Genomic DNA, 18,994 nt, shown 5'->3' on the forward strand with positions numbered 1-18,994 from the left:
GGGATCATCCGGATTGGAGTGGTCAAGACATCTGCGAGAAATGCATCAAGGCTTGTATCAGGTCCCGGTCCTCGCTTCGAGCCGAATGGGCAGGCGTTCCAAGCCCCGATAAACCGGGAATTTGCTTAGCCGGATAGCTTGCCTGCCTAACAATCGGGCGCAGCATTCATGCCAGGGAACACCTTGGTTCTGCAAGAATTCTCCCTCCCTTGGAGGATTAGAGAATGACTCCCTCCGGCCTTGTGCCGTAGGTTGCGCGGGCTATGCGCTGGTTCCGTCTGCGCAGGCACGACGCAGGAGACTTCGACACCATGACCCGCCTGGAAATGACGCGCCGCACGGCGCTGCTGACCTCCGCCGCCATTGCCGCCAATGTCGCGAACCCGCTGCGCGCCTTCGCGCAGGAAACGCCCAGGAAGGGCGGCGTGTTCAATGTCCATTACGGTGCAGAGCAGCGTCAGCTCAACCCCAGCATTCAGGCCTCCACCGGCGTCTACATCATCGGCGGCAAGATCCAGGAAGCGCTGGTCGATCTCGACGCCAATGGCCAGCCGGTCGGCGTACTCGCGGAGAGCTGGGAATCCACCCCGGACGGCAAGACCATCACCTTTAAGCTGCGCAAGGGCGTGACCTGGCACGACGGTAAGCCGTTCACGTCGGCCGACGTCGAATTCACTGCCATGAACATGTGGAAGAAGATCCTGAATTACGGATCGACCCTGCAGCTGTTCCTCACCGCGGTGGAAACCCCGGACGCGCAGACCGCGATCTTCAAATATGAGCGGCCGATGCCGCTCGGCCTGCTGCTGCGCGCCCTGCCGGATCTCGGCTATATTTCGGCCAAGCACCTCTATGAGGGCAGCAGCGACATCCGGCAGAACCCGGTCAATCTCGCGCCGGTCGGCACCGGCCCGTTCAAGTTCAACAAATACGAGCGCGGCCAGTACATCATCGCCGACCGCAACGAGAATTACTGGCGCCCCAATGCGCCCTATCTCGACCGCGTCGTCTGGAAGGTCGTCACCGACCGCGCCGCGGCCGCCGCACAGATGGAAGCCGGCGACATCCACTACAGCCCGTTCACCGGCCTGACGATTTCCGACACCGCAAGGCTCTCCAAGGACAAGCGCTTCATCGTCTCCACCAAGGGCAATGAAGGCAACGCACGCACCAACACCATCGAGTTCAATTTCCGCCGCAAGGAGCTGGCGGATATCCGCGTCCGCCGGGCCATCGCCCATGCGATCAATGTGCCGTTCTTCATCGAGAACTTCCTCGGCGATTTCGCCAAGCTCGGCACCGGTCCGATCCCCTCGGTCTCCACCGACTTCTATCCGGGCCCGGACACGCCGCAATATCCCTACGACAAGAAGAAGGCGATCGCGCTGCTCGACGAGGCCGGTTTCAAGGCAGGCGCCGGCGGCACCCGCTTCTCGCTGCGTCTGCTGCCCGCGCCCTGGGGCGAGGACATCTCGCTATGGGCGACCTTCATCCAGCAGTCGCTCGGCGAAGTCGGCATTCCCGTCGAGATCGTCCGCAACGATGGCGGCGGCTTCCTGAAGCAGGTCTATGACGACCACGCCTTCGACCTCGCAACCGGCTGGCATCAGTATCGCAACGACCCCGCCGTCTCGACCACGGTCTGGTATCGCTCGGGCCAGCCGAAGGGTGCACCATGGACCAACCAGTGGGACTGGAAGAACGACGCCATCGACAAGGTGATCGACGACGCCGCCACCGAGATCGATCCGGTCAAGCGCAAGGCGCTCTATGCGACCTTCGTCAAGGAAGCCAATACCGAACTGCCGGTATGGATGCCGATCGAGCAGATCTTCGTCACGGTGATCACGGCCAAGGCACGTAACCATTCCAACACGCCGCGCTGGGGATCGTCGAGCTGGCACGATCTTTGGCTTTCCGCCTGAGCCAAACTTCGCCACAATAGCCAGATGCGCATCCTGAGCCTTGCGGGGCGGCGTCTCGCCGCCTCGATCCCCACTTTGTTTCTGATCCTGATCGGCGTGTTCCTGCTGCTGCAATTCGCACCGGGAGACACGGTCGATGCCATGATGGCGCAGATGGGCGGCGGCGACGCCGCAACCGCGCGCGAGCTGCGCAAGTTCTACGGGCTCGACCTTTCGATTCCGATGCAGCTCGGCAACTATCTGTGGCGGCTGATCCGCCTCGATCTCGGCTTCTCCTCGATCTATGGCAAGCCGGTCGCCACCGTGATTATCGAACGCCTGCCGCCGACGATCCTGCTGATGACCGCGTCGCTGTCCTTTGCGTTTTTCTTCGGCCTGCTGTTCGGCGTCATTGCCGCACGCGGCGTCAACAAATGGCCGGACACGCTGATCTCCACCCTCGGCCTGGTGTTCTACGCCACGCCGTCATTCTGGTTCGGGTTGATGGCCATCGTGGTGTTCTCGATCTATCTGCAATGGCTGCCGGCCGGCGGCTTCGAGGATATCGGCGCCGTGCAGACCGGATTTGGCCGCACCATCGACATCGCGCAGCATCTGATCCTGCCGACCTTGACGCTGGGGCTGATCTTTCTCGCCATTTATCTCCGCATCATGCGCGCCTCGATGCTGGAAGTGCTCAATCTCGATTTCGTCCGCACCGCACGCGCCAAGGGCCTCGACGAGACCCGCGTGGTGGTCCGCCATGTGCTGCGCAATGCCCTGCTGCCGATGGTGACGCTGATCGGCCTGCAGGCCGGCACGATGCTCGGCGGTTCGGTGGTGGTCGAGAGCGTGTTCTCTCTGCCCGGTCTCGGACGTCTCGCCTATGAGTCCGTCGTGCAGCGCGATCTCAACACGCTGCTCGGCATCGTCTTCGTCTCGGCGCTTCTTGTGATCCTCGTCAACTTCCTCGTCGACCTGCTCTATGCGCGGCTCGATCCGCGCATCCAGGCGGAGGCGTAAGCGATGGACGCTGTGAAACGCTATTTTCGTAGCCCGGCCGCCGTGGTCGGCCTGCTGCTGTTGCTGGTGGTCATCGCGATGGCCATCACCGCAAGCTGGATCTATCCGCGCGATCCGCTGGCGCTGGCCGGCCGGCCGCTGATCTGGCCGTTCTCCAATCCGCGCTTTCTGCTCGGTACCGACAATTCCGGCCGCGATATCGCCGCGCAGATTTTCTACGGCGCGCGCATCTCGCTGCTGATCGGCGGCGTCGCAACTGTGATCGCTGTGGTCATCGGCGTGCTGATCGGCGCCTTTGCCGGCTATTATGGCGGCTGGGTCGACACGGTCTTGATGCGCATCACCGAAGCGTTCCAGACGCTGCCGAATTTCGTGCTGCTCCTGGTGCTGGTCGCCGTGTTCGGATCGACGCTCACCACCGTCACCATCGCAGTCGGCATCGTCTCATGGCCCGCGCCGGCGCGGCTGACGCGCGCCGAATTCATGTCGCTGCGCAGCCGCGAATTCGTCCAGGCCGGACGCACGCTGGGGATGAAGGACATTCAGCTCATTCTGGGCGAGATCCTGCCCAATGCCCTGCCGCCGGTGATCGTCTATGCCAGCGTGGTGATGGCCGTGTCGATCCTGCTGGAAAGCGCGCTCGCCTTCCTGCGACTGTCCGATCCCAATGTCGCATCATGGGGCAATCTCATCGGCCTTGGCCGCGATGTGCTGCGCGTGCAGTGGTATGTCTCCGCGATCCCCGGCATCGCCATCCTGCTCACGGTGCTGGCGGTGTCGCTGGTCGGCCAAGGCCTCAATGATGCGCTCAATCCGAGACTGAAGAGCCGATGAGCGCCGCGGACAACACGATCCTCACCATCGACGGCCTGAGCGTGAAGCTGCCGAAAGGCGCCGACCGCTCGCATGCACTGAACGGCGTCTCGCTCGCCATCAACGCCAACGAGATCGTCTGCGTGGTCGGCGAATCCGGCTCCGGCAAGTCGGTGATGGCCAATGCCATCATGCGACTGCTGCCCGGCGAAGTCGCCATCGATGGCGGCCGCGTGCTGTTCGAGGGCAAGGATCTCGCCAGCGCGTCGAATACCGAGATGCGCAAGGTGCGCGGCGCCGGCATTGCGATGATCTTCCAGGAGCCGATGACGGCGCTCAATCCGCTGCGCAGCATCGGCGACCAGATCGGCGAGATGTTCGAGATCCATACCGAACTCTCGAAGACCGAAATCAAGGCGCGCGTGCTGGCGCTGCTTGCCGACGTGCGCATTCCCGATCCCGCGCAGGCGGCGCGCGCCTATCCGCACGAACTTTCCGGCGGACAGCGCCAGCGTGCGATGATCGCCATGGCGCTTGCGCTCGATCCACGATTGCTGATTGCCGACGAGCCGACCACCGCGCTCGACGTCACCACGCAGGCGCAGATCCTCAAGCTGATCAAGGAACTGCAGACCCGCCGGAATACCGCAGTGCTGTTCATCACCCACGATTTCGGCGTGGTTGCCGAGATCGCCGACCGCGTGGTGGTGATGCAGCACGGCAATGTCGTCGAGCAAGGTGCCGTGAAGGATGTGCTGACCGATCCGCAGCATCCCTATACGCAGCAACTGATCGCCGCCGTGCCGCCGCTGACAGCGCCCCCACCGCGGGCGCTTTCAGAGGATATCATCCTCGATCTCGCCGATGTCTCGAAGACCTATCGCAATGGCGGTTTTCTCGGCCGCGGCGTGCGCGTGACCCATGCTGTGAAGTCCGTCTCGCTGCAACTGCCGCGTGGCGCGACGCTCGGCATTGTCGGTGAGTCAGGTTCGGGCAAATCGACGCTGGCGCGCTGCATCATCAGGCTGATCGATCCCGATGGGGGATCGATCGTGCTGGAAGGCAAGGACTGGGCGAAGCTCACGCGCGACGAGGTGCGCCACGAGACCAAGCATATCCAGATGGTGTTTCAGGATCCGTTCGCCTCGCTCAATCCGCGCCGCAAGGCCGGCGACCTTGTCGCGCAGGGGCCGATCGTGCACGGCACACCGCGCGCCGAAGCCGTGGCGAATGCGAAAGAACTGTTCAGGCTGGTGGGTCTCGATCCCTCGGCCATCGATCGCTTCCCGCATGAATTCTCCGGCGGCCAGCGCCAGCGTATCGGCCTTGCACGTGCGCTCGCGCTGAAGCCGGCCGTGCTGGTAGCGGATGAAGCCGTATCCGCGCTCGACGTCTCCGTGCAGGCGCAGGTGCTGACAATGCTGCACGAGCTGCGCGAGCGACTCGGCCTCTCCATCGTCTTCATCACGCACGATCTGCGCGTGGCCGCGCAGATCTGCGATCTCGTGGCTGTCATGAAGGACGGCGAAGTGGTCGAGCATGGACTGGCCGGCGAGGTCTTCGGCAATCCTCAGCACGCCTATACGCAGGCCCTGCTGGCCTCGATCCCCGGCGGCGATTTCGCGCGCAGCCGGAAGCCGGTGACGGTGTAGCTTCCCTCGCCCCGCTTGCGGGGAGAGGGTGGCCGCGCGAAGCGCGGTCGGGTGAGGGGGAGTCTCAGCTGGCTCGGAGCGAGTGGAGAGTCCCCCTCACCCGACTTCCACATGCTTCGCATGTGAAAGTCGACCTCTCCCCGCCCGGCGAAGCGAAGCTTCGCTAGGCGGGGCGAGGTTAGAAGGCGCCTACGCGATCTCTCTCGCATCCCTGCGGCGATAGACCAGCAGCATGAAGGGCGCGAGCAGGCGCATCAGCCCGTGCGCTGCAATCGGCACCGGCTCCGAGAACGGCAGCGCCAGCTCGCTCTCCGGCACACCGCGCACCACCTTCGAGAATTCATCGCCGAGCGCCACCGACAGCGCGACGCCGCGGCCGTTGCAGCCGGTCCAGCCATAGGCATTCGGCCCAAGTCTGTGCATGCGCGGCAGGAAATCCGTGGTCATGCCGACATAGCCGTTCCAGACATAGTCGAACTGGACATCGCCGATCTGTGGCCACAGCCGCTTCAACCGTTCGGCCACCATGACCTTCAACCGCTCCGACTTGTCGCCAAGCCCGACCACATTGCCGCCGGTGACCAGACGATTGCGCGCGTCGTAGCGCGCGAAATACAGCTCGCCATGGGTGTCGGACATCGACTGCCGGCCAGGGATGATGGTTTTGCGCGCCTCGTCCGACAGCGGCTGCGTCGCCATCTGCCAGGACAGCACCGGCATCACCTCACTGGCGATAGCCGGAGAGAGTTGCCTGGAGAATTCACCCGTATAGGCATTGGTGGCGACGACCAGGCTGCGCGCGCGAACCTCGCCGTTCTTCGTCTTGACGATCCAGCGATCGCCCTTGCGCTCATAACTCTCCACCGGCGAGCGCGCATAGATGCGGCCGCCCTGCTCCAGCACCACGCGTGCGAGCCCGCGGGCCAGCGCCAGCGGATTGATGTGGCCGCCGGTCCTGTTCCAGAAACCGCCGAACCATGCGTCAGAGCCAAGCAGCGTGCGCATCTGCTCGCGCGAGAGCAACTCCACCGGCGCGCCATGCTTCGACCATTGCCGCACGCGCCGTTCGGCGATCTTGATGCGGCCCGGCGAATGCACCGGCTGAATCCAGCCGTTCTGCTCAGCCTCGGCCTGGATCTGATAGCGGCGCGTCAGATCGAACAGGATCGAGGCGCTGTCACGGATCAGCCCGACGAGACGCTCGCCGGCGGCGCCATAGCGCTTGATAATGTCTTCAGGATCGGGCCGCGACAGCGTCGGGATCACCTGACCGTTATTGCGCCCCGAGGCGCCCCAGCCCGGCTCCACCGCCTCGATGACCGCAACATCGACACCGGCTTCGCGCAGATGCAGCGCCGTCGAGAGCCCCGTGAAGCCGCCGCCGATGACGACCACATCGGCCTCGACCGGGCCCGTCAGCTCGGGCAAGTCCGGCCCCGGGGGCGTGACGCCGGCCCACAGCGACTTCGGCCAGGGCACATTTGCGGTATCCATCGTCACGCCTTTCTGCAGCATCAATCATGCGTTGCGCCGCGCAACCGAACATAACCGTTCTCTTGCGGCACCCCTGCATTCTGCATAGTTTACGCGCCTGATCCATTGCAAGGTAATGAGCACGTGACGCTGAAAAACATCGTTGGAATCGACCACGCCGTGGTCGTCGTGAAAGACCTCGACGCTGCCGCTGCGAACTGGAAGAGCCTCGGCTTTACGGTGTCGCCGCGCGGCACGCACAGCGCCAAGATGGGCTCCGGCAATTACACCATGATGCTCGGCCCGGACTATGTGGAGCTGCTCGGCGTTCTCAATGAGACCGAGCACAATGCGCCGACGCGGGCCTTTCTCGCCAAGCGCGGCGACGGCATCGAGCGCATCGCCTTCACCACCACCGACGCCACCGTCGGCGCCGAGGAAATCCGCGCGCGCGGCTACACGCCGATCGGCCCGACCGATTTCGAACGCCCGGTGACCATGCCGGACGGCACGCAGAGCGCAGCGAAATTCGCCACCTATCAGTGGCCCTATGAGGAAGCCCCAGGCGGCCTGCGCATCTTCGCCTGCCAGCACAAGACCCGCGAGACGGTGTGGATTCCCGAACTGCAGGTCCATGCCAATACGGCGAAGCGCCTGAAGAAGGTGTTCATCGTCACGCCGGAGCCGGAGAAGGACGCGCAGCACATGGCGAAGCTGATCGACGGCGCTCCACGCACCGAAGCCGATGGGGCCGTGACCGTGCCGTCGGGCGGCGACCGCGCGGACTTCGTGTTCGTCACCAGGGACGTGCTCGCCAAGCACTTCCCCGGCACATCGCTGGCCGGCATTCCGGACCGCGGCGGCATTGCGCTGGTGTTCGGCGTGGCTGATGTTGCAGCGGCCGAGAAGTTGATCGGTTCAGCCGGCAGCCGCAGCGATGTCGGCGTCGTCGTGCCGCCGAGCAAGGGCAACGGCGTGCTGCTGGCGTTTGTGCAGGATTGATCTTGCTTACCTCGCCCCGCTTGCGGGGAGAGGTCGACTTTCACTTGCGCGAGCAAGTGGAAGTCGGGTGAGGGGGAGCCAGTGCTTCACTCGCTGGCTCCCCCTCACCCGTCGCGGACTTCGTCCGCGCCACCCTCTCCCCGCTTAACGAAGCTTCGCTTCGCCGGGCGGGGTGAGGGACTTACTGCGCCCGACTCTTCACCTCACCCAGATCCCAGAACAACCCCGCCATGATGTTCAACGCTTCTTCCGTCACCGGCAGAAGAATGTGTTCATCGGGCGCATGCTGCGAGCAGCCCGGATAGGAATGCGGCACCCACACGGTGGGCAAGCCCAGAATATCCGTGAACACATCGTTCGGCAGCGAGCCGCCGAAATTCGGCAGCAGCGCCGGCGCCTTCCCCGTCGTGTTGCGCACGGACTCCACCGCCCAGCCGACCCATGGATTATCGATATCGGTGCGTGACGCCGAGAAATACTGTGACTGGCTCACCTTGATATCGCCGAAGCCATTGGTCGCGAGATGCTTCTCGATCGCCGGCACGACGTTTTCGATATCGGTGCCCACGACAAAGCGCAGCTGCAGCACCGCGCTTGCCTTGCCCGGAATGGCATTGGCAGGATTGTTGATATTGCCGGCATTGATGGCCAGCACCTCCAACGTATTCCACGCATAGAGCCGTTCGGCGGGCGACAGACCGTCTTCGCCCCAGTTGTCAGAAATAGCAGGTTCATCCGCGGTCGGCGCGACGATCACATCGGCCAGCGCTGCGCGGATCGCATTGGAGACCCGCGGCGGCTTCAGCGCATCGAGCAGGATACGACCGTTCTTGTCGACCAGCGTCGCGATGGCCGACGCCAGGATCGTCGCGGGATTGGCCAGCAGGCCGCCCCAGTTGCCGGAGTGATGCGCGCCCTCGCGCAGTTCAATATCGAGATGAATGCGGCGGCCGCCACGGCAACCGAGAAAGATCGTCGGGCGCTCGGCGGACAGACGCGGGCCATCGGAGGCGAGAAACAGGTCGGCCTTCAGCTCGTCGCGATGCGCATCGCAGATTGTCGGAAGATCGGGCGAGCCGATCTCTTCCCCCATCTCGATGATGAATTTTGCATTGAAGCCCAGCTTGCCGCCACGCGCCTCATGCACAGCGCGGAGGGCGGCGATGTTGATGGCATGCTGGCCCTTGTTGTCAGCGGTGCCGCGGCCATAGACGCGCTCGCCAGCCGTCGTGCAGCGCCATGGATCGAGACCATCCCGCCACTCGCCTTCCATACCGCCGACCACGTCGCCATGGCCATACATCAGCACGGTCGGCAGATCCGCGCTCTCGCGATAGTCGGCGAGCAGGCACGGCCCCTTGCCGCTCGGCGACCGGACCAGCTTGGTCGTGAAGCCGAGCGCGGTGAAGGCCGGCGTCAGCTCCTGTTCGAGATAGGCGCGCAGCTCATCGCCGCGCTTGTCGCTCTGGCTCTCGGTCTTGTAGCCCACCATGCGGTCGAGCATCCCGAGAAACTCGCCGGAAGTGAACTGCGCGTTGACCCGTGCGATGGCATCGATCCGCGACATCTCAGAGCGTCGCCATCACGGCTTCCGCCTCGGTGAGGAGACGGTCCGCATGGGCTTCGGTGAACACCAGCGGCGGGCGAACCTTCAGCACATTGGCATGAGGACCAGTCGCCGAAATCAGCACCCGACGCGCGCGGAGACCATTGACCAAGGCCGACGCAGCCGCAGCATCCGGTTCCCTGGTGCTGCGATCCTTCACGAGTTCAACGCCGATATAGAGGCCGGAGCCGCGGACGTCACCGATCTGCTCGTATTTCTTCGCCAGCGCATGGAAGCCGTCGCGCAGGACCTCGCCGGTGCGGAGCGAATTCTCGACGAGCTTCTCGTCGCGAATGACGTTCAGCACCGCCTGCGCCGCCGCCATCGCCACGGTATTGCCGCCGAACGTATTGAAGTAGCGGTTGTCGCGACCGAATTTCTCGACGATCTCCGGCAGCATCACGGCAGCCGCGACCGGATAGCCATTGCCCATCGGCTTGCCCATGGTGATGATATCCGGCGTGATGCCGTGGCGCTGATAGCCCCACAGTTTTTCGCCGCTGCGGCCGAAGCCGGACTGAACTTCATCGGCGATGAACACGCCGCCGGCCTTGTGCACGACATCAAGCACCGGCTTCAGCACGTCCGTGGGATGCGAGAAGATGCCGTCGGAGGAGAACATCGAATCCGCGATGAAGGCGGCAACACCGACGCCGCGGCGTTGCAGGTCAACGATCTGCTCGGACACTTTCTCGGCCATCCACGCACCGATCTTTTCCGGCGCGATGCGATAGGAATCCGGCGCGGGCACGCGGCGCACATAGGTGCCGAGCGGCGAATAGGGCCCGAGCGACGGCGAGAAGCCGGCCGTCAGCTCCGAATTGCCGTGATAGGCCTCCTCGGTGATGATGATGCCCTGATTGCCGGTGTGATGCTTGGCCATGCGGACGGCGAGGTCATTGGCTTCCGAACCGGTGCAGGTGAACATCACATGCCGCTTCGGCCCGTCGAACGTGCCGAGCAGGTCCTCGGCGTAATCGAGAATGCCCTTCTGGATGTAGCGCGTATGGGTGCAGATGGTCTGCGCCTGCTGGGTGATCGCATCGACCACGCGCGGATGGCAGTGGCCGACCGACACCACGTTGTTATAGGCATCGAGATATTCGTTGCCCTCGGAGTCATAGAGCAGCACGCCTTTGGCGCGCGCGACCTCGACGGGATTGCTGTAGAACAACCGGTAAGCTGGGCCGAGCAGATCGCTGCGGCGCGCGACGAGCTTGCGGCTCTCTTCGGTAAGGCCGGTTGCCGTCGCCGGGTCGAAGCCGTTGACCATCTTGCCGCGCGGCGCGCTGGTGACTGCGGTCATGTTCTTGTTTCCTCTGGAAGCAGGGTCGGGTTTGGCGGAGTTATCTGGCGAAGCTCATCAGTTGATCGGAGATCTCGTCCATTGAGCGGGCGATGAACCAGTCCATCTGGACCCAGGTCTGCTCGTTGTTGCGCAGGACATAGGCTGCAACGGACGGCACGCGATTGGCCATCGCCGTGGACAGCAGCAGGCGCGTCGCCAGCCGGGAGAAGATCAGATGCGGAATGAGGCTGAGCTCTTCCGCCGTCAGATCGGCGATGGAGAGATAGCCTTTGAGGAGATCGCGACCATCGGCAAAGACATCGCCATCCATTGCAACGGGCAACTGGTTGAGCATCGCCGTCGACGCGTCGATGGCAATTGCAGTGCGGACGGTATCGCCGAAATCGATGATGCCGCTGACGAAACCCGGCAGCGCGGCATCGACAACGACATTGGAGCGGGTGAAATCATTATGCAGTACCTGCGTGCGACATTTTTGAAGCCGGCCTTCGATGGCGGCAAAGCGCTCCAGCGCCACCTCGACCTTGCGACGCTGCGCCGCATCGGTGATTTCCGCGAGCAGATCGCGCAGCGTGAGCAGGTTCTTGACGTCCCATGCGACGACACGCGAATCCGACGGATGGCTGAAATCCGCCAGCGCGAGGCGAAGCCGTGCCAGCAATTTGCCGATCTCGGCACGACCGGACGCCGTGGATGGCACCTCGCTCAGAGGCTGGCCTTCGAGATAGGACATCATCCGCGCCTGACGGCGCTGGCCCGCGCGATCGAGATAGCTGAAATGCCGCTCGCCCCTGTCGTTAGGGATGATGCGCGGCACCGGAAGGTCGGGCGCGCGCGCCGCGACGTGATCGAGGACCTGCACCTGCAGATCAATCTCGGGAATGTCCTCGACGGGATTCGCAACCTTCAGGATAAAACGCGGCCCGCTGGCAGGCGCGATCCGGAACGTATCGTCCTTCTCGGTAGCGAAGCGCGTGGGGCGCCCCTCGATACCGAAACGTTCGCGGGCGAGGTCGACGGCCTCATCGTCCGTCATGTTCGTATACGATGCCGCGAGTCCGCCCTGCATTGCAATCGGACGCGCGGAAGCCTCAAATGTCACCGGAATTGATCCATCTCGATTCGGAACCCGGTACAGCGCGACCGGTATGCCCGACCATAGCAACGCTGTTCCCGCTTGTCAGTGCGTCCGAGCGGATGGGGGCATTTTCGATGAATTAAGCCCGCATTTTCTGCCTGAGCTGCCTATTTGGGCATGGATGCCACAGAAGCCCTGAGGATCGATTGATCGCGCCGCTGCTATTTGCCTCTGACGGCACCGGGGCCGCGAACGTCGCTGATCGGCACGCAGCTCTTCTTGCGACGCTGATTGTTCGGTGCGCCCTGCACCTTCAGCACCTTGCCGGCAGAGCACGACCCGTTGTCGACGAACACGGTCGCATACGGGTCCATCATCAAAGGTTCGAAGGACAGAAATTTCTGGGCGAAGCACGGCTGGGCAACGGCCGATAGCAACAGGCCGAGAAGAAGAACACGCACAATAGTTATCTCACATAGATGACAAGACTGCCGATCACCACCAGGGCCGCGATAGCAAGGATATGGGCGCATGCGATCGAAACCGCCTCTATGGCGGAACCGGCCCTCTCCCTGAACCCCGACTCTTTGAATCGGAGCATAGGCATGCGAGACGCCACTTGCGCCTTGAAACGAGGTTCAGTCAATGAGCAGTCCCCAAAAGCCGACGCAAGATGTGTCCCCACTTTGCCGGCAAGCAAAGACTTGCGGTCAAATGAGGCGACAGTGAGTCAGGGCAACAACCGACAATGATCGCCGGGACTCGCCGACTAGTTGGATTCCATAATCCATGCCCTGCCCGCTTGCGCGACGGATGGCGAAACGTCGCGGCCGCAAAACTCCGCAGCGCGCTCGAACTGCTCCTGAATTTCCGATGTTACCACACCATTGGCGGCATCGAGTTCCCGCAGCGAGATCGTCGATGTGAAGGTTCCGGCAAAACAGTTGCAGAACTTTCTGGAATCGTTCGAAGGCCTGTTCGGCCGCTTGCGAAAGTGGTTCGAACAGCTTGTTTCCAGATTGTTCGCCATCTGATCGATTTCGTTCGCATAGGTCGGCGATGCGATGACGGCGGCAAGCGCCAATGCAAGTGCAGTTTGTCTCATGGTGCAATCATAACCCCGGTCCTCTGCCAACGCATCGTCACTCTCGCGTCATCCTCAGGTTCCACGCGAGAAAGCCCCTCACGCGCCTGTGTTCGGTATTGCGACATTCTGGGTTGAATTGTCGCAATTGTGACGGTTGAACGAATGAGCCGCATTGGCCATGTTCGCGAATGCAACGGATACCGAAACTGATTGCGATTCTGGCGATTTGCGGTCTGAGCGCCGCATTGTTCGCTTATTCGATTGGTTCACTGGTCATCGACGATCTCGGCATTTCCAGCAGACATGTCAGATCGATAGCGCTACACTGTGCAGGACTGATTGCGCTGTTTCTTGCGCTCGAATTCCTGAGCACCATCTGGACCACGCCGTTGCAGGATAGCGGCATGCCCCATAGGGAATCCTTCATGCACAAGATCACCAAAGCCGACATCGTATTCTCCGTCGGTCGCGGCCTCGTCATGGCCGCAGCCGTCATCGGCGCCACATATTTTCTCGGAAGCTGGTATCTCGGCGGAAACGACTTCGAATCGCTCTATCAAACCGAGACATATAGCGATGCATCCACGACGCCGCGCGTCGAGCACGCGACCGCGCCGGCCACTGCGGAAGAAGCGACGCAGTAAGATCCTGCGCGCTCTCCCGCCTCCGCGTGGGATCGCGGATCAGTAGGCCACTGCTTGTGGCCGCCCGACGCCGCTGTAGAGAAATCCGTTCCGCGTCACTTCATCCGGCGAATAGATGTTGCGGAGATCGATGATCACCGAACAGGCCATGATCGCCGCCATCTCCTTGAGATCCAGCGCGCGGAATTGCTCCCATTCGGTGACGATGACCATGGCGTGGCAACCGCGCGCGCATTCATAGGGCCCCTCGCAAAAGGTGACGTTCTCAAACACCTTCTTCGCCTGCTCCATGCCCACGGGATCATAGACCCGCACCTCTGCGCCCATATCCTGCAATGCCGTGATCAGCGGAATCGACGGCGCGTCCCGCATGTCGTCGGTGTTGGGCTTGAAGGTCACGCCGAGAATGGCGATGGACTTGCCCCGCAGATTACCGCCAAAGGCATGAGCCACCTTGCGCGCCATCGCGCGCTTGCGCTGGTCGTTAACGGCCACAACCGTCTCGACGATGCGCAACGGCGCTTCGTAATCCTGGCCGGTCTTGATCAGTGCCAGCGTGTCCTTCGGAAAACACGAGCCGCCATAGCCCGGCCCGGCATGCAGGAACTTCAGGCCGATCCGGTTGTCGAGGCCGATGCCCCGCGCGACTTCCTGCACATTGGCACCCACCTTCTCGGCGAGATCGGCGATCTCGTTGATGAAGGCCACCTTGGTCGCCAGGAACGAGTTGGCGGCGTATTTGGTCAGCTCGGCCGTGCGGCGATCCGTATACATGATCGGCGATGAATTGAGATGCAGCGGCCGGTAGACTTCCGCCATCACGTCCTTGGCGCGCTGGTCGCCGGAACCGATGACGATGCGATCGGGATGTTTGAAGTCTCTGATAGCAGCGCCTTCGCGCAGGAATTCGGGGTTCGAAACCACGGCGAATTCGGCATCCGGGTTCTCCTCGCGGATGATGCGCTCGACCTCGTCGCCGGAACCGACCGGCACCGTCGACTTGTTGACCACGACGGTGAACTTCTTGATGGCCTTCGCGATCTCGCGCGCCGCTGCATAGACATAGGAGAGGTCCGCATGGCCGTCACCGCGCCGCGAGGGCGTGCCGACGGCGATGAACACCACCTCGGCCGCACCGACAGCGGATTCGACGTCGGTAACGAATTTCAACCGTCCCTGCTTGGCATTGCTCGCCACCAGCGCATCGAGACCCGGCTCATGGATCGGGATCTCGCCACTGTTCAGCGCATCGATCTTTCCCTGATCCGTATCGACGCATGTGACGTGATGGCCGAAGTCCGAAAAGCACGCCCCCGACACGAGCCCCACATAGCCCGCGCCAATCATGGCAATTCGCATTGCATGTCCTGTCTTGTAAACAGTCCGCGGTCAGAACGACCCGGACATCCCCCGAGAATTCCGCATGCGCCTCAGCTGTTGAGGATCAACTCGCCGTCGAGATGCTGCGGAAAGAAAAAGAAGTTGTTGACGTAGGCTTGCCCGGGTTTGCGGCCACCATTGGGCAGCAGCGCATCGGCGACCTGCATTTCCCCGGCATCGAAATGATCGATGGAGACCACCGCGTCGTCCTGGAGGAAGAAACCGCGATAGGATTTGTCGCGGAAGAAATCGAACACCGAGCGCGTCGCCTCGGCACGGTGGCGATCCTCTGCCTCGACCAGGAACACAGGCTGACACCGGTCGATCAGCCCGACGGCGCCCTGCAAGACGTTCAACTCGTGCCCCTCGACGTCCACCTTCACGAAGGACACATCTTCACGCACGACACCATCGAGACGCGCCAGAGGAACATGCGTCGCGACCAGCTGCTTCACCGACGGCTCATATTGTTGCTCGAGCGAGGCCCGTCCGTAAACGAGCCCGTCCTCGCCTTGCGGCGTGTAAAGCTCGGCATCGCCTTCATGATCCGAGAGCGCCACTTCATGAATGCGGACATTGGACGCCGAGGTCCGCCGCAACAGGTCGGCCATCTCGTGCGACGGCTCGAACGCATGGACCTGACCGGACAGCCGCGCCAGTTGCTGGGTATAGAGACCGCAATTGGCGCCGACATCCACCGTGACAGCGCCCTGCGGCACGATCTTGTCGAGATAGGCCAGTTCCCGCTCCGCTGATTTCGGACGCTTCATGAAGCGCCAGCGCAGATACATCGAGGGGAAAGCGTCTTTCAGGAGCTGCTTGGTCCGTTGCGTCGCGGTCATGGCGTCACCCTTCGTTCGAGGCTGGTTTCAAGGCAAAAAAATCCAAACGCCCGGCGATGCTCCGCCAGCGCAATGTCTGCAATGTGTGATGTGGGCGCCGCGCTCTCGCTCAGACGATCGTCGGCATCAGAAGCCACTGCCGGAAAGGAATTCGCGCCGAACAGTCTGCACGATGATCATGATGTCCATGCGCATCGACCATTTTTCGATATAATCGAGGTCGTAATCGATGCGCGAGATCGCCCGTGGCGCCTCGACGGTGCTGCCGCGGCAGCCGCTCACCTGGGCCAGACCGGTGATGCCGGGCCGTGCGCTGTGACGCGTAAAGTAATACGGCACGAGATCTTCATAGAGCACGTTGGCGGCCAGCATGCCCGGCACGTGGGGCCGCGGCCCAACGAGGGACATATCGCCCTTGAGCACGTTGATGAGCTGCGGAATCTCGTCGAGGCTGGTCTTGCGCAGCAGCTTGCCGATCCGCGTCACCCGGGCGTCGCCTTCGACGGTCTGCTGAATGCCGCGCTTGTCGCCGGCATCGGTGCGCATCGAGCGGAACTTGTAGATCTTGAAGAACCGGTTGCGGTAGCCATAGCGATACTGGGTGAAGAACACCGGACCCGGGGAGGTCGCCTTGATGATGATTGCGATGGTGATCAGCAGCGGCGCCAGGAACAGCAGGGCCGAGCCCGCGGCTGCCATGTCGAACAATCGCTTGGCAATCGACTCCGATGGCTCGCACCGCGCCACCTGGGTGGTGCGCCGGCGGCGATAGGCACTGTTGCGATAGGACCCATGCCCGGCAAACTCGACAGGCCGCACGGAAATGAACTGCCGCTCCTTCCAGAGCGGCGTCACCTTGTTGCGATCAAAACCAACTGAAACTGTAGAGGCCATGCTCTCGCTCCCTGCTGGAACTTGGTGCGCGATAATCGGATAGAAACATGCCCACGTGGCAGGCATGCGAACTCAGAGCCCTTCCCTTCGACAAACATTCGCAATTGCGAAACCATGTTCGTCGACCAGCAAGAACCTTCATCACTGAAGATTTCTTAACTGTGCGAACGAATTGGGGCGGCAAAACGGTATTGGCGTGCAACGTTACGCAGTCGCAATATTGATATAATTGTGCGGCGCGCAAAATTCTTTGTGCGAGGAAGCGGTTAGAACGTTTTGCGTATCTATTGCGCTGCATCTCATTCACGGCAGCCATGCAAAATAATTGAACTACCGAGATCGATGAATTGCATCGCGTCGTTGCGAGATCGGGTGCATGATCTCAGCAATTAACAAATCGCCACCAGGCGGCAATCGATTCGAGCTTGATTTTTCATTCGATACTAAAGCGCGCCCATTATGTTGCGCGCTGAGAATGCTCACTCCGCCAGATATTGCCGGCATCGCCATGGTCGCTCGACGAACACCTCGGATGAATAGAGGGGTCATCTCATTTCCCCCGCAGGTGATCGGCGCGGATACTGCGGCGACGTCCAGCCCTGTGGATAGCGCTACCCGCGAGGTGCGTAACGCATCTGGCCGCAAATTGCGAAATAGACTTCTTCTGATCAACGCGGCCGTCTGGGTCGCTGTGATCGTCGCCTGTCGCATGATTTTCTTCTGAGCTCCTCACGATCCTCAAAGCTTTATGAGTCTCAAGGCATTACGCAACCGACTGAAATTGACCGCGACGGTTCCCTGATCGTAGTTTGCACACAATGCCGCGCTCCCTCTCCAGGTCAGGTTCGAACAAGGCGGCCCTGCCGCCCGATACGCGCATCTATGCGATCGGCGACATTCACGGACGCGCCGACCTGCTGCAGGAAACCATCGCGCGTATCGATGAGGACATTCAACGTCGCCCGATCGCCTATGCGGCGGAGGTCTATATCGGCGACTACATCGATCGTGGCGCGGATTCAAAAGGTGTGATCGATTTGCTGGCAGTCCGCATGGTTCATAACCATGCAATCTGCCTGCGCGGCAATCACGAAGCTATCCTGGAAGACTTTCTGGCAGATGCCAGCGTGCTCGATTACTGGCGCCAGCTCGGCGGTCTCCAGACCCTTGCATCCTATGGCGTTTCTCCATCACGGACCGCGACCGCGAGCGACGTACAGCGCGCTTTCCGCGCCGCGTTCCCGCCGGCGCATGACGCTTTCTTGCGCTGTTTGCGGAACAATATCAGATGCGGCGACTTTCTTTTCGTTCACGCGGGCATACGCCCGAACGTCCCGCTATCAGCGCAAGATCCTCGCGATCTGATGTGGATCCGAGATGAGTTTCTCGATTCAAAGAACGATCATGGCGTCTATGTGGTGCACGGACACACCCCGGTTCCCCATCCTGATATCAGAGACAACCGTGTGAACATCGACACGGGGGCGTGGCACAGCGGAACTCTCACTTGCATCGCCATCGAAGGCACCGAGATTCTGGTTCTGTAAAAACACACTCATACGCAATCAGCGCACTCTGTGAGCCCACCACATTCTTTCGCCGTTTTTTGTCGGACACTCTCGCGCGAATGTCATCCGTTCAATTGTCATCGAATTGATGCAGATGATCACAGTGATGTTGTGTTGGGGGTCTAACATGTTGCGAACGAACCGATGCGCGGGCATCTTGATAGTGCCGGTGCTTTCACTCCTCCTTGCTGCAGTCGTTCCGTCCATCGCGCTCGCCCAGGACCAACGGATTTCTGCAGCCTCGCCGTCAGGCACCTATCTTCTTGGACCGACTGACAGGATCCGTCTGAAGGTCTATGGCGAGGGTGATATCACCGGCGAATACGAAGTCGACAGCAACGGATTTGTGTCTATTCCACTTGCGGGCCACGTGAAGGCCGCTGGGCTGACCACACGGCAACTGGAAAAGGGCATCGCTTCCGCACTGGCCAAGGGAATCGTGCGAGACCCACGCGTGAATGTGGAAATCGCGCTGTATCGCCCCTTCTATATCCTCGGCGAGGTGAAGAAGAGCGGTGAATATCCTTATCGTACGGGCCTCACAGTGATGGACGCGGTCGCGACCGCAGGTGGATTCACCTATCGCGCCAATGAGAACAAAGTGTATTTGCGTCGATCGGGCTCAACCGTCGAAGAAATCCATGCTCTCGATTCACCCGTGCTGATATTTCCCGGCGACAATGTTCGTGTCCCGGAACGATACTTCTGAGCTCATCATT

The 18,994-nt window shown here is 61.8% G+C and carries 18 protein-coding genes; 9 read left to right on the forward strand and 9 right to left on the reverse strand.

The annotated features are described in order from the left end of the window. Positions 1 to 311: 311 nt before the first annotated feature. The 4 genes from ACEK02_RS28055 to ACEK02_RS28070 are packed head-to-tail and all read left to right on the forward strand — an operon-like array spanning position 312 to position 5,392. On the forward strand, positions 312 to 1,925 hold the full coding sequence (locus ACEK02_RS28055; RefSeq protein ID WP_371424743.1) for an ABC transporter substrate-binding protein: 1,614 nt from the start codon (positions 312 to 314) through the stop codon (positions 1,923 to 1,925). Between the two features lie 24 nt (positions 1,926 to 1,949). Next, positions 1,950 to 2,927: an ABC transporter permease gene (locus ACEK02_RS28060; protein ID WP_371424744.1), complete on the forward strand. Its 978-nt coding sequence runs from the start codon at positions 1,950 to 1,952 to the stop codon at positions 2,925 to 2,927. A 3-nt stretch (positions 2,928 to 2,930) separates the two neighbouring features. Then, positions 2,931 to 3,761 (forward strand): ABC transporter permease, encoded by an 831-nt coding sequence (locus ACEK02_RS28065; protein ID WP_371424745.1) that lies wholly within the window; start codon positions 2,931 to 2,933, stop codon positions 3,759 to 3,761. Next, positions 3,758 to 5,392, forward strand: a complete 1,635-nt coding sequence (locus tag ACEK02_RS28070; protein ID WP_371424746.1) for an ABC transporter ATP-binding protein — start codon at positions 3,758 to 3,760, stop codon at positions 5,390 to 5,392. Before ACEK02_RS28065 ends, ACEK02_RS28070 begins: the two co-directional genes overlap by 4 nt. Before the next feature lie 189 nt (positions 5,393 to 5,581). Here the strand turns inward: ACEK02_RS28070 and ACEK02_RS28075 are convergent, their stop codons facing one another. Next, positions 5,582 to 6,886 carry an NAD(P)/FAD-dependent oxidoreductase gene (locus ACEK02_RS28075; RefSeq protein WP_371424747.1) on the reverse strand — a complete coding sequence of 435 codons (1,305 nt, stop codon included), beginning with the start codon at positions 6,884 to 6,886 and terminating at the stop codon, positions 5,582 to 5,584. Positions 6,887 to 7,009: 123 nt separating this feature from the next. On the opposite strand from ACEK02_RS28075, the gene ACEK02_RS28080 reads away from it, so the two are divergent. Beyond that, positions 7,010 to 7,867, forward strand: a complete 858-nt coding sequence (locus ACEK02_RS28080; RefSeq protein WP_371424748.1) for a VOC family protein — start codon at positions 7,010 to 7,012, stop codon at positions 7,865 to 7,867. A gap of 181 nt (positions 7,868 to 8,048) precedes the next feature. On the opposite strand, the gene ACEK02_RS28085 is transcribed toward ACEK02_RS28080, so the two are convergent. The 5 genes from ACEK02_RS28085 to ACEK02_RS28105 form a co-directional block, all read right to left on the reverse strand. Further along, complete coding sequence (locus ACEK02_RS28085) at positions 8,049 to 9,434, reverse strand: M20 family metallopeptidase (RefSeq protein ID WP_371424749.1); 1,386 nt, start codon at positions 9,432 to 9,434, stop codon at positions 8,049 to 8,051. 1 nt (position 9,435) lies between these two features. Then, positions 9,436 to 10,779 carry an aspartate aminotransferase family protein gene (locus ACEK02_RS28090; protein WP_371424750.1) on the reverse strand — a complete coding sequence of 448 codons (1,344 nt, stop codon included), beginning with the start codon at positions 10,777 to 10,779 and terminating at the stop codon, positions 9,436 to 9,438. A gap of 40 nt (positions 10,780 to 10,819) precedes the next feature. Beyond that, positions 10,820 to 11,818: a phosphotransferase gene (locus ACEK02_RS28095; RefSeq protein WP_371424751.1), complete on the reverse strand. Its 999-nt coding sequence runs from the start codon at positions 11,816 to 11,818 to the stop codon at positions 10,820 to 10,822. 263 nt (positions 11,819 to 12,081) lie between these two features. After that, positions 12,082 to 12,321, reverse strand: a complete 240-nt coding sequence (locus tag ACEK02_RS28100; protein WP_371424752.1) for a DUF6719 family protein — start codon at positions 12,319 to 12,321, stop codon at positions 12,082 to 12,084. Between the two features lie 308 nt (positions 12,322 to 12,629). Further along, positions 12,630 to 12,965, reverse strand: coding sequence for a hypothetical protein (locus ACEK02_RS28105; protein ID WP_371424753.1), 336 nt, complete (start codon positions 12,963 to 12,965; stop codon positions 12,630 to 12,632). A gap of 170 nt (positions 12,966 to 13,135) precedes the next feature. On the opposite strand from ACEK02_RS28105, the gene ACEK02_RS28110 reads away from it, so the two are divergent. Beyond that, positions 13,136 to 13,591 (forward strand): hypothetical protein, encoded by a 456-nt coding sequence (locus tag ACEK02_RS28110; RefSeq protein ID WP_371424754.1) that lies wholly within the window; start codon positions 13,136 to 13,138, stop codon positions 13,589 to 13,591. 39 nt (positions 13,592 to 13,630) lie between these two features. Here ACEK02_RS28110 and ACEK02_RS28115 read toward each other — a convergent pair whose 3' ends face one another. From ACEK02_RS28115 to ACEK02_RS28125, 3 genes are all read right to left on the reverse strand, one after another. After that, a complete protein-coding gene (locus tag ACEK02_RS28115; protein ID WP_371424755.1) occupies positions 13,631 to 14,950 on the reverse strand; it encodes a UDP-glucose/GDP-mannose dehydrogenase family protein in 1,320 nt (439 codons plus the stop codon). A gap of 71 nt (positions 14,951 to 15,021) precedes the next feature. Then, positions 15,022 to 15,813, reverse strand: a complete 792-nt coding sequence (locus ACEK02_RS28120; RefSeq protein WP_371424756.1) for an FkbM family methyltransferase — start codon at positions 15,811 to 15,813, stop codon at positions 15,022 to 15,024. Positions 15,814 to 15,939: 126 nt separating this feature from the next. Further along, the gene (locus tag ACEK02_RS28125; RefSeq protein ID WP_371424757.1) at positions 15,940 to 16,707 is read right to left on the reverse strand and encodes a sugar transferase; all 768 of its coding nucleotides are present in this window, start codon (positions 16,705 to 16,707) and stop codon (positions 15,940 to 15,942) included. Positions 16,708 to 17,083: 376 nt separating this feature from the next. Between ACEK02_RS28125 and ACEK02_RS28130 the strand changes: the two genes are divergently transcribed. From ACEK02_RS28130 to ACEK02_RS28140, 3 genes are all read left to right on the forward strand, one after another. Beyond that, positions 17,084 to 17,431 (forward strand): hypothetical protein, encoded by a 348-nt coding sequence (locus ACEK02_RS28130; protein WP_371424758.1) that lies wholly within the window; start codon positions 17,084 to 17,086, stop codon positions 17,429 to 17,431. Positions 17,432 to 17,525: 94 nt separating this feature from the next. Beyond that, positions 17,526 to 18,254, forward strand: a complete 729-nt coding sequence (locus ACEK02_RS28135) for a metallophosphoesterase (protein ID WP_371424759.1) — start codon at positions 17,526 to 17,528, stop codon at positions 18,252 to 18,254. Between the two features lie 115 nt (positions 18,255 to 18,369). Then, positions 18,370 to 18,984, forward strand: coding sequence for a polysaccharide biosynthesis/export family protein (locus tag ACEK02_RS28140; RefSeq protein ID WP_371424760.1), 615 nt, complete (start codon positions 18,370 to 18,372; stop codon positions 18,982 to 18,984). Positions 18,985 to 18,994: the final 10 nt, after the last annotated feature.

It is taken from the genome of Tardiphaga sp., from assembly GCF_041424195.1.
Classification (GTDB): Bacteria; Pseudomonadota; Alphaproteobacteria; order Rhizobiales; family Xanthobacteraceae; genus Tardiphaga.

What these genes read in the sequence shown, in the direction of transcription:
- ACEK02_RS28110 (WP_371424754.1), top strand. Translation starts at nt 13,136, where the DNA reads ATGCAACGGATACCGAAACTGATTGCGATTCTGGCGATTTGCGGTCTG.
- ACEK02_RS28120 (WP_371424756.1), bottom strand. Translation starts at nt 15,813, where the DNA reads ATGACCGCGACGCAACGGACCAAGCAGCTCCTGAAAGACGCTTTCCCC.
- ACEK02_RS28060 (WP_371424744.1), top strand. Translation starts at nt 1,950, where the DNA reads ATGCGCATCCTGAGCCTTGCGGGGCGGCGTCTCGCCGCCTCGATCCCC.
- ACEK02_RS28125 (WP_371424757.1), bottom strand. Translation starts at nt 16,707, where the DNA reads ATGGCCTCTACAGTTTCAGTTGGTTTTGATCGCAACAAGGTGACGCCG.
- ACEK02_RS28070 (WP_371424746.1), top strand. Translation starts at nt 3,758, where the DNA reads ATGAGCGCCGCGGACAACACGATCCTCACCATCGACGGCCTGAGCGTG.
- ACEK02_RS28105 (WP_371424753.1), bottom strand. Translation starts at nt 12,965, where the DNA reads ATGAGACAAACTGCACTTGCATTGGCGCTTGCCGCCGTCATCGCATCG.
- ACEK02_RS28115 (WP_371424755.1), bottom strand. Translation starts at nt 14,950, where the DNA reads ATGCGAATTGCCATGATTGGCGCGGGCTATGTGGGGCTCGTGTCGGGG.
- ACEK02_RS28090 (WP_371424750.1), bottom strand. Translation starts at nt 10,779, where the DNA reads ATGACCGCAGTCACCAGCGCGCCGCGCGGCAAGATGGTCAACGGCTTC.
- ACEK02_RS28135 (WP_371424759.1), top strand. Translation starts at nt 17,526, where the DNA reads ATGCCGCGCTCCCTCTCCAGGTCAGGTTCGAACAAGGCGGCCCTGCCG.
- ACEK02_RS28130 (WP_371424758.1), top strand. Translation starts at nt 17,084, where the DNA reads ATGATCTCAGCAATTAACAAATCGCCACCAGGCGGCAATCGATTCGAG.
- ACEK02_RS28065 (WP_371424745.1), top strand. Translation starts at nt 2,931, where the DNA reads ATGGACGCTGTGAAACGCTATTTTCGTAGCCCGGCCGCCGTGGTCGGC.
- ACEK02_RS28055 (WP_371424743.1), top strand. Translation starts at nt 312, where the DNA reads ATGACCCGCCTGGAAATGACGCGCCGCACGGCGCTGCTGACCTCCGCC.
- ACEK02_RS28140 (WP_371424760.1), top strand. Translation starts at nt 18,370, where the DNA reads ATGATCACAGTGATGTTGTGTTGGGGGTCTAACATGTTGCGAACGAAC.
- ACEK02_RS28085 (WP_371424749.1), bottom strand. Translation starts at nt 9,434, where the DNA reads ATGTCGCGGATCGATGCCATCGCACGGGTCAACGCGCAGTTCACTTCC.
- ACEK02_RS28095 (WP_371424751.1), bottom strand. Translation starts at nt 11,818, where the DNA reads ATGACGGACGATGAGGCCGTCGACCTCGCCCGCGAACGTTTCGGTATC.
- ACEK02_RS28075 (WP_371424747.1), bottom strand. Translation starts at nt 6,886, where the DNA reads ATGGATACCGCAAATGTGCCCTGGCCGAAGTCGCTGTGGGCCGGCGTC.